The sequence below is a fragment of the Delftia acidovorans NBRC 14950 genome, from assembly GCF_001598795.1.
In the GTDB taxonomy this organism is placed as follows: Bacteria; Pseudomonadota; Gammaproteobacteria; order Burkholderiales; family Burkholderiaceae_C; genus Comamonas; species Comamonas acidovorans.
The window spans coordinates 57,241-72,145 of the sequence record NZ_BCZP01000019.1 but is presented as its reverse complement, the minus strand read 5'-3'; the positions used below and the strand labels follow the sequence as shown (position 1 = coordinate 72,145).

The window sequence follows — 14,905 nt, the reverse complement described above, 5'->3', positions numbered from 1 at the left end:
GACAATCGCGGGAAGGCTGGCCCTGGCCGCTTCCCGCTGCATGGAGCTGAAGCAAGATCTTGACCCAGATATCCGGAGTGTGGTGGGCGGCATGGGCCGTGCTGCTGTTGGGGCAGGCGGCCGTGATCTGGCTGCTGTGCAGGCGCTCGGCGCAGCGCGATGACGGGGTGGCGCCGCAGCAGTTGCTGCAGGCGCTGCAGATGCTGGATGTGCGGCTGCAGCAGCTCGAGCGTGGCGCCCAGGCCACGCAGATGGCCGTGGCCAAGAGCGACGGCGGGCTGGACCGCGTGTCGCAGCAACTGCAGGCCCATCTGGCCCAGGCCCAGCTCGATGCACAGGCCGCGCGGCGCGAGCAGGGCGAGGCGCTGGCAGCCTTTCGCATGGAACTGGGCCGGCTCACCGTGCGGCTGGCCGCCGACAGCGCCCAGGCCCGCGAGGCCCAGGGCGAAAGCACGCAGCGCTTCAACGCCCATGTGCAGGAGCGCTTCGAGGCGCTGGCGCAGACCACGCGCAGCACGCTGGACTCCCTCAAGAACGACATCCAGCAGCAGCTGGGCGGGCTGGCGCAATCCAGCCAGGTCCATGCCGAGCAGCTGCGCGGCACGCTCAACGAGCGCCTGGCCACCATCCAGTCGGACAACGCGGCGCGGCTGGAGGAGATGCGGCGCACGGTGGACGAGAAGCTGCATGCCACGCTGGAGCAGCGCCTGGGCGAATCGTTCAAGCTGGTCAGCGACCGGCTGGAGCAGGTGCACAAGGGCCTGGGCGAGATGCAGACACTGGCCGGCAGCGTGGGCGACCTCAAGCGCGTGATGACCAATGTGAAGACGCGCGGCACCTGGGGCGAGCTGCAGCTGGGCGCCATCATCGAGAACGTGCTCACGCCCGAGCAATACGCGCGCAACGTCAAGACCGTGCCCGGCAGCGACGACATGGTGGAGTTCGCCATCCGCCTGCCCGGGCGCAGCGACGAGACGCCGGTCTGGCTGCCCATCGACGCCAAGTACCCGGTGGAGCAATACCAGCGTCTGCTGGATGCCCAGGATGCGGCCGACAAGGCCGCAATTGCCTCGGCCGGCAATGCCTTCGAGGCATCGATCAAGTTCGAGGCCCGCAAGATCCATGGCAAGTATGTGAGCCCGCCCCACACCACGGACTTTGCCGTGCTCTACCTGCCCACGGAAGGCCTGTTTGCCGAGGTCATGCGCCGCCCCGGCCTGGTCGAGGCCGTGCAAAACGGCTGCCGCGTGATGGTCACCGGCCCGGCCAACCTGGCTGCCATGCTCAGCAGCCTGCAGATGGGCTTCAAGACGCTGGCCATCGAAAAGCGCTCCTCCGAGGTCTGGGCCGTGCTGGGACAGGTCAAGACCGAGTTCGCCAAGTTCGGCGAAGTGGTGGATGCCACGCGCAAATCCATCGATGCCGCCGCCAAGCGCTTCGAGCAGGTGGGTGTTCGCACGCGCGCCATCCAGCGGCAATTGCGCGATGTGCAGGAGCTGCCCGCGCCGGCCTCGAGCGCAGGGCTGCCCGGTCTGCCGGACGACAAGGACACGGCGGCAGGCATGGAGCCAGGGTCGGAGCAGGACTGAGATGAATCTGGCGCTGTTCAAAGTCATCATGGCCCAGGTCAGCGTGCACGCCACCATGGCCGGCATGCGGCTGGCCGCGCCTTTGCTGGCGCTGCAGCAGGGCTACAGCGCGGCGGCCGTGGGGATCTTGCTGGCGCTGTTTGCGCTGACCCAGGTGTTCCTGGCGCTGCCGGCCGGGCGCTTTGCGGACAAGCATGGTTTTCGCAAGCCGTTTTTCCTGTCCATGCTGGCGGCCAGCGGCGGCTGCGCGCTGGCGCTGGCGTTTCCGGTCTATCCCGTGCTGTGCCTGGTGGCGCTGCTGACGGGCGGTGCCAGCGGCGCGGTGGTGATTGCCGTGCAGCGCCATGCGGGGCGGGTCACCCACGATGCGTTGGCGCTCAAGAAGGTGTTCAGCTGGCTGGCCATAGGGCCGGCCATCTCCAACTTCATCGGGCCCTTCAGCACCGGGCTGCTGATCGATCACGCGAATTTTGGCGGCGAGGGCAGCACCATGGGCTACCGCGTCGCCTTCGGCCTGCTGGCCCTGGTGCCCGTGCTGGCCTGGAGCTGGGTGCGCCACACGCAGGAGCTGCCGCCCGTGCGCGCGCCCATCGGCGGCCCCAAGCAGCATGCCTGGGACCTGCTGCGCGACCGCAACTTCCGCAACCTGCTGCTGGTCAACTGGCTGCAGTCGGCATGCTGGGATGTGCACACCTTCGTGCTGCCGCTGCTGGGCCATGAGAAGGGGTTGAGCGCCTCGGTCATCGGCACGCTGCTGGGCATTTTTGCCGTGGCGGCCGCCGCCATCCGCCTGGCCATGCCGCTGGTGGCCGAGCGCCTGCGCGAAGGCGCCGTGATCTCCGGCGCCATGGCCATCACCGCCTTCGTCTTTGCGCTGTACCCCTTCATGGACTCGGCACTGACCATGGGCGTGTGCTCGGTGCTGCTGGGCTTTTCGCTGGGCTCGGTGCAGCCCATGGTCATGAGCATGCTGCACCAGATCACGCCCGAGCACCGCCATGGCGAGGCGCTGGGCCTGCGGCTCATGGCCATCAATGCCTCCAGCGTGGCCATGCCCGTACTGTTCGGTTCGGCGGGGGCGCTGATCGGCGTGTCTGCGCTGTTCTGGGTGGTGGGCGCGGCCGTGGCCTCGGGCATCCGCACGGCCTGGTTCATGGGGCTGCCGCCGCGCAAGCCGGAATGAAAAAGGCGACCTGCGCCTTGGTGCGCAGATCGCCTTGCGATGCGGTGGCGGCCTGCCGGCCGCTGCGGCTTACCAGCCGCCAGCGTGGAACTGCTTGATCAGCGCCCAGGCCTCCACCGGATCATCGGTATAGCGGAACAGCTGCAGGTCCTTGGGCGAGATCGTGCCTTCCTCGATCATCAGATCGATGTTGAGCAGCCGCTTCCAGAACTCGGTGCCGAACAGGATCACGGGCACGGAATGCGTCTTGCCGGTCTGCATCAGGGTCAGCACCTCGAACAGCTCGTCCAGCGTTCCGAAGCCGCCGGGGAAGGCCACCAGGGCCTTGGCGCGCATCATGAAATGCATCTTGCGCAGGGCAAAGTAGTGGAACTTGAAGCTCAGGTCCGGCGAGATGAAGCGGTTGCCGTTTTGCTCGTGCGGCAGCTCGATGTTCAGGCCGATGCTGGGTGCGCCCACATCATGGGCGCCACGGTTGGCCGCCTCCATGATGCCGGGGCCGCCGCCGGTGCAGATATAGAGGCGCTCCTCGGGCGGCTGGTTCAGGCTGTCGGCGGCCACGATGCGCGTGAAGGCGCGGGCCTGCTCGTAGCGGTGGGCGTTGCGCACGGCGCGCTCGGCCACTGCAATGCGCTGGGCATCGCCGCTGGCCTGCGCGTCGGCCAGTTGCTGCTCGGCCTGCTCCAGGTCCACGAAGCGCGCGCTGCCATAGACCACGACGGTGTTTTCTATGCCGCGTTCGATCTGGGCCAGGTCGGGCTTGAGCAGCTCCAGCTGCATGCGGATGCCGCGGGTCTCGCGGCGGAACATGAATTCCGGGTCCGCGAAGGCGAGGCGATTGGAATTCTGCTGCAATGCCATGCCGTTGTGCGCCTGGTTGTGAAGGGCCGACCAGCCGTTGGCCAGATCGGTATCGGTCAGGGGGGAAGAGATTTGCATGAACCCTCGTACACAGAAAAACCCAGGGCGGCCACGCCTGTGGCCGTTCCATCAAATGCGTTGCCAGCGCAGATGATGACTGCACTATACGCTCACAAACTCATAGCCGCGGGGCTCGCGTATCCGTTGCTTTGCGCATTGACGGGGCCGGTGGCAGATTCGTATGCTGAGCAGTTGGGCAGGGCCTTGGCCTGGGCCCGCCACCAGCAATGGGCGGGCATTTTCAGGCGCCGCAAGCGATTTCAGACGTCCGGGTGCTCGGCCGGTTCGTTGCGCACGACGGTGCTCAGCGGCGGCGGCACGTCCTGGCCCGCACGGCGCGCGCGGAACAGGGCTGCGCGCATCAGGAAGATGGTGGTGATGGGCACGGTCACGGAAATGAAGACCGCAATCAGCAGCGCATGCACGGCCAGGCTCTGGCCGCTGACGGAAAAGTAGATCCAGGTGGCATGCATGATCAGCCAGCAGCCCATGGTGGCGATGATGGAGGGCGCATGCACGCGCTCGAAATAGCTGCCCAGCCGCCACAGTCCCATGGAGCCCAGGAAGGCGATGATGGCGCCGCCCAGCGCCAGCGCGGCAACCAGGATCTGGCACCACAGCGGCAGTGTGGTCTCCGGCGTCATTCGATCACCTCGCCGCGCAGCAGGAACTTGGCCATGGCGGTGGAGCCCACGCAGCCGAACAGCGCGACCAGCAAGGCCGCCTCGAAGTAGCTTGTGCTGTCGTAGATGATGCCCATGAGCAGCATGGCCAGCATGCCGTTGAGGTACATGCAGTCCAGCGCCAGCACGCGGTCCTGGGCGTGCGGGCCCTTGAGCAGGCGCAGCACGGCGCAGCCCATGGCCGCGACCAGCAGGCCCAGCGCGAACATCAAAGTCCAGTGGAACCAGGGCATCATTCGAAAATCTCCATCAGGGGGCGCTCGTAGCAACGCTTGACGTGCTGGACGATCTCCTCGGGATCATCGACCTCCAGCACATGCAGCATGAGCTGCGAGCGGTCGCGCGAGATCTCGGCCCAGGCCGTGCCGGGCGTGATGCACACGATCATGGCGAGCACGGCCAGGCCGTTGGGGTCGCGCAGTTCCAGCGGGATGCGCACGAAGTTGGCCGGGTGCTTGCGCATGCCCGGAAACAGCATGAACCGCACGACGTTGAAGTTGGACAACGAGGTGTCCCAGACCACGCGCAGCGCCAGGCGCAGGATGGTCAGCGGATGGCGCACCCGCACGGGCAAGGGGCGCAGGCCGCGCAGCAGCAGCGGCAGCAGCAGGCCCAGCAATGCGCCGAGCAGGATCTGTCCACTGCTGAACGAACGGTTGAGCAGCAGCCACAGCAGGAACAGCGCCACCGACAGCAGCGGCGCGGGCAGCAAGGTTTTCATCATCGGGAATCCTCCTTGCCTGCCGTCGTGCCTGCATCGCCTATGCCTGCGGGTATGGGCGCGCCACTGGCCTGGGCCGCGGCGCGTGCCGCGCCTTCAGGGCCGGCTTCCAGGCGGGCCTTCTTTTCTGCAGGGCTGGGCTCGGGCTGCGTGCCCATGACGGAGCGCACATAGACATCGGGTGCCAGCAGCGCATCGGCTGCGCGCTGGGTGTAGCCCATCAGCTCGCCGCCGCGCATCGTCAGTGCCACGCAGCAGGCCAGCAGCAAGGCGATGGGCAGGCCTTCGACCACGCGCAGCGAGGGGGAGTTCTGCTCCTCGGTCGCCCAGAAGTGGCGTATGCCGGCGCGCACCAGCGACAGCAGGGCCAGCAGCCCGGTGATGATCATCAGCGCCACCAGCACCCAGCCGGCCCAGCCGGCCTGGAAGCCGCTGGAGTTGCCCAGGCCCAGCGGGTTGAGCAGGGCAGACAGCATGGCGAACTTGCCCACGAAGCCCGACAGCGGGGGCAGGCCGGTAACCACCAGGGTGGCCAGCATGAAGCTCAGGCCGATGAAGGCGGCTGCGGCGGGAATGGCGCGGCCGATCAGCACCTCTTCGGATTCGTCAAGGTTGAATCCCTCGGTGGGAAGCAGCTCGGCGTTGAGGAAGGGCGCCTCATCGTCTTCATAGGGCTCGCCCGCGTCGTCGTCCACGCGCCAGCGGTCCACCACGTCGGCAATCAGGAAGAGCGCGCTCACGGCCAGGGTGGAGCTGGGCAGGTAGTACAGCAGCCCCGCCGTCAGCGCGTTCTGGCCAAAGCCCGTGGCAGCCAGCAGGGTGCCCGACGAGAGGATGGCCGCAAAGCCCGCGATATGCGTCAGGCGCTGCGAGCCCAGCATGCCCAGGCCGCCGAAGGCCATGGTCAGCATGCCGCCGACGATCAGCCAGGTGCTGCCGAACAGGGCGGAGGAGCCGGCCTCGGAGCTGAACAGCAGCGTCCACAGCCGCAGCACCACGTAGACGCCCACCTTGGTCATGAGCGCGAACACGGCACCGACGGGCGCGGTGGCCGCGCTGTAGGCCGGCACCAGCCAGAAGTTCAGCGGCCACATGGCCGCCTTGGTCAGGAAGGCGATGCCCAGGATGGCCGCTGCCGAATGCAGCAGCCCGCGGTCGGCACTGCTGATCTGGGGAATGGCGCGCGCCAGGTCGGCCATGTTCAGCGTGCCGGTCAGGCCGTAGAGCATGGACACGCCGATGAGGAACAGCGACGAGGCGGCCAGGTTGATGGCGATGTAGTGCAGGCCCGCCTGGATGCGTGCCCGGCCCGAGCCATGCAGCAGCAGGCCGTAGGAGGCCGCGAGCATGATCTCGAAGAACACGAACAGGTTGAACAGGTCCGCCGTGAGGAAGGCGCCGCTCAGGCCCATCAGCTGGAACTGGAACAGCGAGTGAAAGTGCATCCCCGCGCGGTGCCAGCGGGCGCTGGAGAAGATCAGCGAGGCCAGGGCCACCGTGTAGGTCAGCACCAGCATCATGCCGGTCAGGCGGTCCAGCGCCAGCGAGATGCCGAAGGGCATGGGCCAGTTGCCCGGCATGTAGACGCCCAGGTTGACGGGTGCGCCGGCCTGGTCGGTCCACAGCATCAGCAGCACGGCCACGCCCAGGCCCAGCACGGTGGACACCAGGCCAAGGGCGAACTTCACGCGCTGGCGCTCCTCGCGCAGCAGCAGCATCAGCGCTGCCGAGAGCATGGGCAGCACGATGGGCGCCAGCATCAGGTGCGGCATGAGACGGGCGGTCAGCTCGTTCATGGCATCTCCTGCTCGGTGCGGGAATGGGCTCCGTCCACATGGTCGGTGGCGGTGGTGCCGCGCGAGGCCAGCAGCACCACCAGGAACAGCGCCGTCATGGCAAAGCCGATCACGATGGCCGTGAGCACCAGCGCCTGGGGCATGGGGTCTGCGTAGTGCGCGAGATCCTGCGGTACGCCGGCCCGCAGCACGGGCTCCTTGTCAATGGCCAGGCCCTGGCGACCCATGCTGAAGATGAACAGGTTGACCGCATACGACAGCAGGGCCAGCCCCATGATGACCTGGTAGGTCCGTGGGCGCAGCAGCAGCCACACGCCCGAGCCGGTCAGTACGCCGATGGCAATGGCAAGCACGACTTCCATCAGAAACCTCCTCGCGCCAGGGCTGCGGCGGTGGCCTGCTGCACGGCGGCTTCGGCCTCCTCGGCCTGTTGTTGCTGCTCCTCCAGCAGGCGGGCGTGGTAGCGGTGGCTGCGCACCGATTGGTGGGCGATGGCCGTCAGAATGAGCATGGTCGCGCCCACCACCAGTGAGAACACACCGATGTCGAAGAACAGGGCGCTGGCGAGATGCACGTCGCCGACGACTGGCAGGGTCATATGGAAGGTGTGGCTGGTGAGGAAGGGATAGCCGGCCACGATGGAGCCCATGCCGGTACCCAGTGCGAACAGCAGGCCGACACCGATCCATCGGCGCGGGAAGATCGGCAAGTGGGCCTCGACCCACTGCGTGCCGGAGATGATGTACTGCATCAGCAAGGCGACCGAGAACACCAGGCCGGCGACGAAGCCGCCTCCGGGTTCGTTGTGGCCGCGCATGAAGATGTAGACCGAGACCAGGGCCGCGAAAGGCAGCAGCAGGCGGACCAGCACGGCGGGCACCATCAGGTAGCCCACGGCCGTATCGCCGGCATTGCGCGGATTGAACAGATCGGTCTGCAGGTCGCCTGGCACGTAGCGCTGCTGTTCCGGCAGGTCCAGCGTCTCGCGGGCCGGGCGAAAGCGCCGCAGCAGGGCATAGACCACCAGGGCCACGATGCCCAGCACCACGATTTCGCCGAAGGTGTCGAAGCCACGGAAGTCCACCAGCATGACGTTGACCACATTGGTGCCGCCGCCGTCGCTGAGCGCATGTTCCAGGAAGAAGGTGGAGGCGCCGTCATAGAAGGGGCGGCTCATCATGGCGAAGGCCAGCCAGGCCATGCCGCCCCCGGCCACCAGCGACAGCAGCAGGTCGCGCATGCGGCGCGAGCGCGCACGCAGCTCGGCGGACAGCACGGGAATGTGCAGGCTCTTGTCGCGCTTGGGCATCCAGCGCAGGCCCAGCAGCATCAGCACCGTGGTGGCGACCTCGACCACCAGCTGGGTCAGCGCCAGATCGGGCGCCGAGAACCACAGGAAGGTCAGGCAGGTGCACAGGCCGGCACCGCCCAGCATGATCAGCGCGGTCAGCCGGTGGTACTTGGCCTTCCAGGCCGTGCCCAGGGCGCAGAGAATGCCCACCGACCACAGCAGCACGAAGGCGGGCGACAGCGGCAGCATGCCCCGATCGCCCAGCTTGATGCCCTGCAGCCACAGCGGCAGAACGCCCGCCAGTACGGCGGTGCAGACCAGCCACAGCATCTGCCACTGCAGGCGCATGGTGGACAGGCGCCGGCGCGACCAGCGGCCCAGCAGGGACAGGCGGGCCAGCAGGTTCTCGAAGATGCGCTGGCCGCTGAGCGTGCCCACCAGCGGTGCGGTATCGATATGGCCGGCCTGGCGCTGCCAGCGCAGCAGCATGTACAGCAGGATGCCGCCAATCAGGGCGACCAGGCTCATGATCAAGGGCATGTTCCAGCCGTGCCAGATGGCCAGGCTGTACTCGGGCAGATCGCCGCCGACCACGGGCGTGGCGGCCGCTGCAAGGAAGCTGCCCACCGCCCATGCCGGCAGCATGCCCACCACCAGGCAGGCCAGCACCAGCAGCTCGACGGGCACGCGCATCCAGTGCGGCGGCTCGTGCGGCTCGTGCGGCAGGTCGGTGGCCTTGGGGCCGAAGAAGACGTCGATGGTGAATCGCAGCGAATAGGCCACGCTGAACATGCCCGCCACCGTGGCGGCCACGGGCAGGGCCGTGCGCACCCAGGGGGCAGCGTCCAGGTAGACGGTCTCGGCGAAGAACATTTCCTTGGACAGGAAGCCGTTGAGCAGCGGCACGCCCGCCATGGCCGCACTGGCCACGCAGGCCAGCGTGGCAGTGATGGGCATCATGTGCCGCAGGCCCGAGAGACGGCGGATGTCGCGCGTGCCGCTTTCATGGTCAACGATGCCTGCGGCCATGAACAGCGAGGCCTTGAAGGTCGCGTGGTTCATGATGTGGAACACCGCAGCCACGGCGGCCAGCTTGCTGTTGAGGCCCAGCAGCAGCGTGATCAGACCCAGGTGGGAAATCGTCGAATAGGCCAGCAATCCCTTGAGATCGTGCTGGAACATGGCCAGATAGCCACCGATGAGCAGCGTTGCCGCGCCGGCTCCGCCCACCAGCCAGAACCAGGCATCGGTGTCACCCAGCACGGGCCACATGCGCGCCAGCAGGAAGACCCCCGCCTTGACCATGGTGGCGGAGTGCAGGTAGGCCGACACCGGCGTGGGCGCGGCCATGGCGTGCGGCAGCCAGAAGTGGAAGGGGAATTGCGCGCTCTTGGTCAGTGCGCCCAGCAGGATCAGCACCAGGGCGACCAGATACAGCTGGTGGTCGCGCACCTGCTGGCCGGCGATGAGCACGTTGTCCAGGTCATAGCTGCCCACGATGTGGCCCAGCACCAGCATGCCGGCCAGCATGGCCAAGCCGCCCGTTCCCGTCACCGTCAGCGCCATGCGCGCGCCCCGGCGCGCGTCCTTGCGATGGTGCCAGTATCCGATCAGAAGAAAGGAGAAGAGGCTGGTCAGCTCCCAGAAGAAGGCAATCTGAATGATGTTGCCCGACAGCACCACGCCCGCCATCGCGCCCATGAAGGCCAGAAAAAACGAGAAAAAGCGCGGCACGGGATCGGCCGGCGACATGTAGTAGCGCGCATAAAGCACCACCAGCGAACCGATGCCCAGCACCAGCATGCAGAACATCCAGGCAAAGCCGTCCATGCGGATCACCAGATTCAGCCCCAGTGCCGGCAGCCACTCGATCTCCTGGCGCAGCACCTCCCCATCGGCGATCTGGGGGAACAGCAATGCCGTCTGGATGGCGCAGCCGAGGGCGATGACGCCGGCCAGCGTTGACTCCGTATTGCGCGCATTGGCGGGCAGCATTGCGGCAATCAGGCTGCCGATGAAGGGTAGGAGGATGAGGGTGATCAGGGGCATGGGCGGTTCATTTTACGGGCAAGGTTTTTTGCTTCGCTATGAAAACCTGAGCATGTTTCAGGCTATGGCCGCGCATACCCCGAGGTTAGTACGCATGAAAAACCCGCCGAAGCGGGTTGGATAGAGACAGTTGGCGTACTCAGGAGGCCGCGCCGGCCTTGGCCGGCGTGGCCGGTTTGGCGGCCTGGTCCTTGGTCGGCTTGGTGCCTTTGGCTGCCGTGTCCTTGGTATCCTTGGCATCCTTGGCCGCCGTATCCTTTGCAGCGGGCTTGGCTCCCTGGCCCTTGTAGCTGGTGCCATTGACCGTCAGGCCGTCACCCGAGAACTTGGCGGCGGTCGGTTCGCCCACGCCTTTGACGCGGGCAATGAAATCGGGCCAGTCCTTGAAGGCGGAGGATTTGCGCTCCTCGAGAATGCGTGCCGACATGGCCGGGCCAATGCCCTTGATGGATGTCAGTTCGGCTTCATTCGCCTTGTTGACCTCCACGGCAGCCAGGGCCATCACGGACCACAGCAGTGCAATGAAGCCAGCCATCAGTTTTCTGAACATACAAACCTCCTGATCCCAAAATGTTGAGGGCCGCAACATTGCGACCCAGAGGCATCTTATGCAGGGCCTTGGCGTGCGGCTAGGCGGTGAAGGGGGCCAGCAGGCCCGTGCAGGCATGGCCGAACGTGTGCAAAGTCAATGGCCATGCGCCTGCCAAGGCGGTTTCTAGGAATACTCTGAAAATACACCGTCCATGCGGTGTTTGCCAATGGGGGTGACGCGATGCAGGGGGTGGAGCTGCCTCTCGCGCCTGCCCCGCATCACAGCTCCTCGACGCGCCGGGCCGGATAGCTGTCCCAGCTCTGGCAGCCGGGGCAATGCCAGAAATGCTGGCGTGCCTCGAAGCCGCAGGCCGCGCAGCGGTAGCGGGTCAGCGGCTTGGCCGCGTGGTCCAGCGCGCGTTGCACGGCCGGGTGGTATTGCTCCTCGGCCAGTTTCTCCCCTGCCAGCCACTGCGCGGCAGCCACCAGGGAGGGCTCCCTGTCCAGATGCTGGACCAGGCGTGCGCGTCCCGGTGCCTTGGTTTCACCATCGTTGCTCTGTTCTTCAATCTGAGCGTCCAGCGCGACCAGGGCCTGCAGCAGATCCAGCGAGGGTGCCTGCTCGTACTGCTGGCTGAGCAGTTGGTGGATGTGCTGGCGCTGGCCCGTGGCGGCGGCAATGTCCACCAGCAGCTGAGCCGCCAGCGGCAGCGAGGCTGGAGACTGCTCGGCCAGGCTTTCCAACGTGTGCAGGGCCTGGGCCGATTGCCCCATGCGGTGCTGCAGCTGCGCGTGCTCCAGGCGCGGGCGTGCGGCCTGTGGGGCGGTGGTGATGGCCTGCTGCAGCCGCTGCAGTGCCTCGGCCTGCTGGCCCTGGGTCAACAGGGCCTGGGCGTCTTCGCAGAGGTAGTGGGCCAGGCGGCCGCTGAAGTCGCCCTGGTTGGCTTCCTGCATGCGGCGCGCAATGGCGGCGGCCTGTGTCCAGTCGCGCGAGCGTTCGTAGATGGCCAGCAGAGCCAGGCGGGCTTCGGCCTCGAAGGCCGTGCCTTCCAGGCGGCGCAGCGCGTCCTCGGCGCGGTCGAGCAGGCCTGCCTTCAGAAAGTCCTGGGCCAGCGCGTGCTGGGCGCGGTCGCGGTCCACACGGCTGAGGTCGCCGCGCGACAGCAGGTGTTCGTGCACGCGCACGGCGCGGTTGTATTCGCCACGGCGGCGGAAGAGGTTGCCCAGCGCGAAGTGCAGCTCCGAAGTGTCGGGGTCGTTCTGCACGGCTTCGATGAAGGCGTCGATGGCCTTGTCCTGCTGCTCGTTGAGCAGGAAGTTCAGACCCTTGAAATAGGCCTTGGGCGCCTGGCGGTTTTCGGCGCGAATCTGCCTCAGGTCCCAGCGCGAGGCCAGCCAGCCCAGCACGAAGGCGACGGGCAGGCCCAGCAGTATCCAGCTCAGATCAAATTCCATGCACGTCGCCTGGCAGGATGGGGGATGGGGCGGGCTTGGGCACCGTGGCCGCTGCCGGTGCCTCGGCTGCGGCAGGCACCGTGGCCTGGGTCGAGCGCGCGGCGTTGCGGTGCTTGAGCCAGCGCGGCACCATGCCCAGAACGCCCACGATCAGGCCCAGGGCGAAGGCGGCCAGCACCACCAGTACCAGCGGCGCAGTCCAGGAGGTGCCGAAGAAGAAGTGCACCGTCGCGTCCTGCTGGTTGTTCAGGGCGAAAGCGAACAGCGTAAAAAAAATGGCCGCCTTGAGCAGCCACAGGAAGTACTTCATGTGTTCCCTTGTGTGACGGGAACGATTCTAGAGCCTGGCGGAGAGGGCGGCTGCGGCGCGCGCAGCCGGTCAGCCCGCTTTCAGGCGGCAGGGCCGGTGCCTGTGCCGGAGCCTGTGTTGTCTGTATCGATGGCTGCACCGGGGCGCAGGTCCACGGCTTCGCGCAGGGCCTTGCCGGGCTTGAAGTGCGGCACGCGCTTGGACGGAATGTGGACGGCCTCGCCACTGCGGGGATTGCGGCCCATGCGGGGCGGGCGATGGTTGACCGAGAAACTGCCAAAGCCGCGGATTTCGATGCGATGGCCTCGCACCAGGGCATCGCTGACGGCGTCAAGAATCGTCTTGACGGCCTGCTCGGCATCGCGCTGGCTCAGTTGGCCAAAGCGGGCGGCGAGTTCTTCGACGAGATCGGATCGGGTCATCAAGGATAGGAATCAGGGGTTGAAATGGCGACGGGCGCCCGGAGGCGCCCGTCGCATCCGACCTTCAGCGGTCAGCAGACTGGCTGCTGATTACTTGTCGGAGTTGTCCAGCTTGGCGCGCAGCAGGGCGCCCAGGCTGGTCGTGCCGGCGTTTTCCTTGGCCGACTGAGCGGACAGGGAAGCCATGGCTTCTTGCTGGTCGACCTGGTCCTTGGCCTTGATCGACAGCTGGATGTTGCGGGTCTTGCGATCCACATTGACCACCACGGCGGTGATCTCGTCGCCTTCCTTCAGCACCGAGCGGGCATCTTCCACGCGGTCCACGGCGATTTCCGAAGCACGCAGGTAACCGATGATGTCTTCGCCCAGGTCGATTTCAGCACCACGTGCGTCCACCGTCTTGACCTTGCCCGACACGATCTGGCCCTTGTCGTTCACGGTCACGAAGGTCGTGAAGGGATCGCTGTCCAGCTGCTTGATGCCCAGGGAGATGCGCTCGCGCTCGACGTCCACGGCCAGCACGATGGCTTCGACTTCCTGGCCCTTCTTGTAGTTGCGCACGGCGGCTTCGCCGGGCTCGTTCCAGGACAGGTCGGACAGGTGCACCAGGCCGTCGATACCGGCAGCCAGACCCACGAACACGCCGAAGTCGGTGATCGACTTGATCGGGCCCTTGACGCGGTCGCCGCGCTTGGTGTTCTGCGCGAACTCTTGCCAGGGGTTGGCCTTGCACTGCTTCATGCCCAGCGAGATGCGACGCTTGTCTTCGTCGATCTCCAGCACCATGACTTCGACTTCGTCACCCAGGGTAACGAGCTTGGTCGGAGCAATGTTCTTGTTGGTCCAGTCCATTTCGGAGACGTGCACCAGGCCTTCGATGCCGGGTTCCAGCTCGACGAACGCGCCGTAGTCGGCAATGTTCGTGACCTTGCCGAACAGGCGGGTGCTCGAGGGGTAGCGGCGCGAAACGCCCATCCACGGGTCGTCGCCCATTTGCTTCAGACCCAGCGAGACACGGTTCTTCTCGGTGTCGAACTTGAGGATCTTGGCGGTGATTTCCTGGCCAGCCTGCACGACTTCCGAGGGATGACGCACGCGGCGCCATGCCATGTCGGTGATGTGCAGCAGGCCGTCGATGCCGCCCAGGTCCACGAACGCACCGTATTCGGTGATGTTCTTGACCACGCCTTGAACGATGGCGCCTTCCTTCAGCGTTTCCATCAGCTTGGCGCGCTCTTCGCCCATCGAGGCTTCGACCACGGCGCGGCGGCTCAGCACCACGTTGTTGCGCTTGCGGTCCAGCTTGATGACCTTGAACTCCATCGTCTTGTTTTCGTACGGAGTCAGGTCCTTGATCGGACGGGTGTCGATCAGCGAACCGGGCAGGAAGGCGCGGATGCCGTTGACCAGCACCGTCAGGCCGCCCTTGACCTTGCCGGAGGTCGTGCCGGTCACGAATTCGCCCGATTCCAGGGCCTTTTCCAGGGCCAGCCACGAGGCCAGGCGCTTGGCGGTGTCGCGCGACAGGATGGTGTCGCCGTAGCCGTTTTCGATCGAGCCGATGGCGACCGACACAAAGTCGCCCACCTGGACTTCGATTTCTCCCTGGTCGTTCTTGAATTCGTCGATTGGCACGTAGGCTTCCGACTTCAGGCCAGCGTTCACGACGACGAAGTTGTGCTCGACGCGCACGACTTCAGCGGTGATGACCTCGCCAGGACGCATTTCCGTGCGTTGCAGCGATTCTTCAAACAGGGAGGCAAAAGATTCAGACATGTATTTCCTTGCCCGCAAACAGGTTTCCGCCGGCACTATTGCCAGGCGTTTCTAGGACTGTTTGCGGAGGTGTTGTGGGTTCAACCACGGTGTTGGAGTCTATGGACCTCGGGCCGTACATGGGGCGGTGCCGCCATGTCTGGGCCCGGAGGGCGGGTTTGCCGACGTGCGGCGCAAC

14 protein-coding genes are annotated in these 14,905 nt (G+C 66.3%); 2 read left to right on the top strand and 12 right to left on the bottom strand.

Annotation, left to right across the window (positions count from 1 at the left end; all coding sequences use genetic code 11):
- The first annotated feature begins 98 nt into the window (after positions 1-98).
- Entirely contained in the window at positions 99-1,589 is a 1,491-nt protein-coding gene (locus tag DA1_RS21605) for a DNA recombination protein RmuC (protein WP_034398730.1), read from the top strand.
- A gap of 1 nt (position 1,590) precedes the next feature.
- The gene (locus DA1_RS21600; protein ID WP_013801618.1) at positions 1,591-2,772 is read left to right on the top strand and encodes an MFS transporter; all 1,182 of its coding nucleotides are present in this window, start codon (positions 1,591-1,593) and stop codon (positions 2,770-2,772) included.
- Positions 2,773-2,841: 69 nt separating this feature from the next.
- On the opposite strand, the gene DA1_RS21595 is transcribed toward DA1_RS21600, so the two are convergent.
- The 12 genes from DA1_RS21595 to rpsA form a co-directional block, all read right to left on the bottom strand.
- Positions 2,842-3,711 (bottom strand): LOG family protein, encoded by an 870-nt coding sequence (locus tag DA1_RS21595; protein ID WP_013801619.1) that lies wholly within the window; start codon positions 3,709-3,711, stop codon positions 2,842-2,844.
- 242 nt (positions 3,712-3,953) lie between these two features.
- Positions 3,954-4,337 carry a monovalent cation/H(+) antiporter subunit G gene (locus DA1_RS21590; RefSeq protein ID WP_012206533.1) on the bottom strand — a complete coding sequence of 128 codons (384 nt, stop codon included), beginning with the start codon at positions 4,335-4,337 and terminating at the stop codon, positions 3,954-3,956.
- A complete protein-coding gene (locus DA1_RS21585; protein WP_012206532.1) occupies positions 4,334-4,612 on the bottom strand; it encodes a K+/H+ antiporter subunit F in 279 nt (92 codons plus the stop codon). Before DA1_RS21585 ends, DA1_RS21590 begins: the two co-directional genes overlap by 4 nt.
- Complete coding sequence (locus DA1_RS21580) at positions 4,609-5,100, bottom strand: Na+/H+ antiporter subunit E (protein ID WP_013801620.1); 492 nt, start codon at positions 5,098-5,100, stop codon at positions 4,609-4,611. Before DA1_RS21580 ends, DA1_RS21585 begins: the two co-directional genes overlap by 4 nt.
- Entirely contained in the window at positions 5,097-6,893 is a 1,797-nt protein-coding gene (locus tag DA1_RS21575; RefSeq protein ID WP_012206530.1) for a monovalent cation/H+ antiporter subunit D, read from the bottom strand. Before DA1_RS21575 ends, DA1_RS21580 begins: the two co-directional genes overlap by 4 nt.
- On the bottom strand, positions 6,890-7,255 hold the full coding sequence (locus tag DA1_RS21570) for a Na+/H+ antiporter subunit C (protein ID WP_012206529.1): 366 nt from the start codon (positions 7,253-7,255) through the stop codon (positions 6,890-6,892). Before DA1_RS21570 ends, DA1_RS21575 begins: the two co-directional genes overlap by 4 nt.
- The gene (locus tag DA1_RS21565; RefSeq protein ID WP_034395005.1) at positions 7,255-10,233 is read right to left on the bottom strand and encodes a monovalent cation/H+ antiporter subunit A; all 2,979 of its coding nucleotides are present in this window, start codon (positions 10,231-10,233) and stop codon (positions 7,255-7,257) included. Before DA1_RS21565 ends, DA1_RS21570 begins: the two co-directional genes overlap by 1 nt.
- 139 nt (positions 10,234-10,372) lie before the next feature.
- On the bottom strand, positions 10,373-10,783 hold the full coding sequence (locus tag DA1_RS21560; protein ID WP_034395008.1) for a ComEA family DNA-binding protein: 411 nt from the start codon (positions 10,781-10,783) through the stop codon (positions 10,373-10,375).
- Positions 10,784-11,043: 260 nt separating this feature from the next.
- Positions 11,044-12,219 carry a lipopolysaccharide assembly protein LapB gene (gene lapB / locus DA1_RS21555; RefSeq protein ID WP_034395011.1) on the bottom strand — a complete coding sequence of 392 codons (1,176 nt, stop codon included), beginning with the start codon at positions 12,217-12,219 and terminating at the stop codon, positions 11,044-11,046.
- Complete coding sequence (locus tag DA1_RS21550) at positions 12,209-12,529, bottom strand: LapA family protein (protein WP_034395014.1); 321 nt, start codon at positions 12,527-12,529, stop codon at positions 12,209-12,211. The genes lapB and DA1_RS21550 overlap by 11 nt, the downstream gene beginning before the upstream one ends.
- Positions 12,530-12,609: 80 nt before the next feature.
- Positions 12,610-12,951, bottom strand: coding sequence for an integration host factor subunit beta (locus DA1_RS21545; RefSeq protein WP_013801626.1), 342 nt, complete (start codon positions 12,949-12,951; stop codon positions 12,610-12,612).
- Between the two features lie 90 nt (positions 12,952-13,041).
- Entirely contained in the window at positions 13,042-14,745 is a 1,704-nt protein-coding gene (gene rpsA, locus DA1_RS21540; protein ID WP_288124655.1) for a 30S ribosomal protein S1, read from the bottom strand.
- Between the last annotated feature and the right edge of the window lie 160 nt (positions 14,746-14,905).

What these genes read in the sequence shown, in the direction of transcription:
- DA1_RS21600 (WP_013801618.1), top strand. Translation starts at nt 1,591, where the DNA reads ATGAATCTGGCGCTGTTCAAAGTCATCATGGCCCAGGTCAGCGTGCAC.
- DA1_RS21595 (WP_013801619.1), bottom strand. Translation starts at nt 3,711, where the DNA reads ATGCAAATCTCTTCCCCCCTGACCGATACCGATCTGGCCAACGGCTGG.
- DA1_RS21590 (WP_012206533.1), bottom strand. Translation starts at nt 4,337, where the DNA reads ATGACGCCGGAGACCACACTGCCGCTGTGGTGCCAGATCCTGGTTGCC.
- DA1_RS21585 (WP_012206532.1), bottom strand. Translation starts at nt 4,612, where the DNA reads ATGATGCCCTGGTTCCACTGGACTTTGATGTTCGCGCTGGGCCTGCTG.
- DA1_RS21580 (WP_013801620.1), bottom strand. Translation starts at nt 5,100, where the DNA reads ATGATGAAAACCTTGCTGCCCGCGCCGCTGCTGTCGGTGGCGCTGTTC.
- DA1_RS21575 (WP_012206530.1), bottom strand. Translation starts at nt 6,893, where the DNA reads ATGAACGAGCTGACCGCCCGTCTCATGCCGCACCTGATGCTGGCGCCC.
- DA1_RS21570 (WP_012206529.1), bottom strand. Translation starts at nt 7,255, where the DNA reads ATGGAAGTCGTGCTTGCCATTGCCATCGGCGTACTGACCGGCTCGGGC.
- DA1_RS21565 (WP_034395005.1), bottom strand. Translation starts at nt 10,233, where the DNA reads ATGCCCCTGATCACCCTCATCCTCCTACCCTTCATCGGCAGCCTGATT.
- DA1_RS21560 (WP_034395008.1), bottom strand. Translation starts at nt 10,783, where the DNA reads ATGTTCAGAAAACTGATGGCTGGCTTCATTGCACTGCTGTGGTCCGTG.
- lapB (WP_034395011.1), bottom strand. Translation starts at nt 12,219, where the DNA reads ATGGAATTTGATCTGAGCTGGATACTGCTGGGCCTGCCCGTCGCCTTC.
- DA1_RS21550 (WP_034395014.1), bottom strand. Translation starts at nt 12,529, where the DNA reads ATGAAGTACTTCCTGTGGCTGCTCAAGGCGGCCATTTTTTTTACGCTG.
- DA1_RS21545 (WP_013801626.1), bottom strand. Translation starts at nt 12,951, where the DNA reads ATGACCCGATCCGATCTCGTCGAAGAACTCGCCGCCCGCTTTGGCCAA.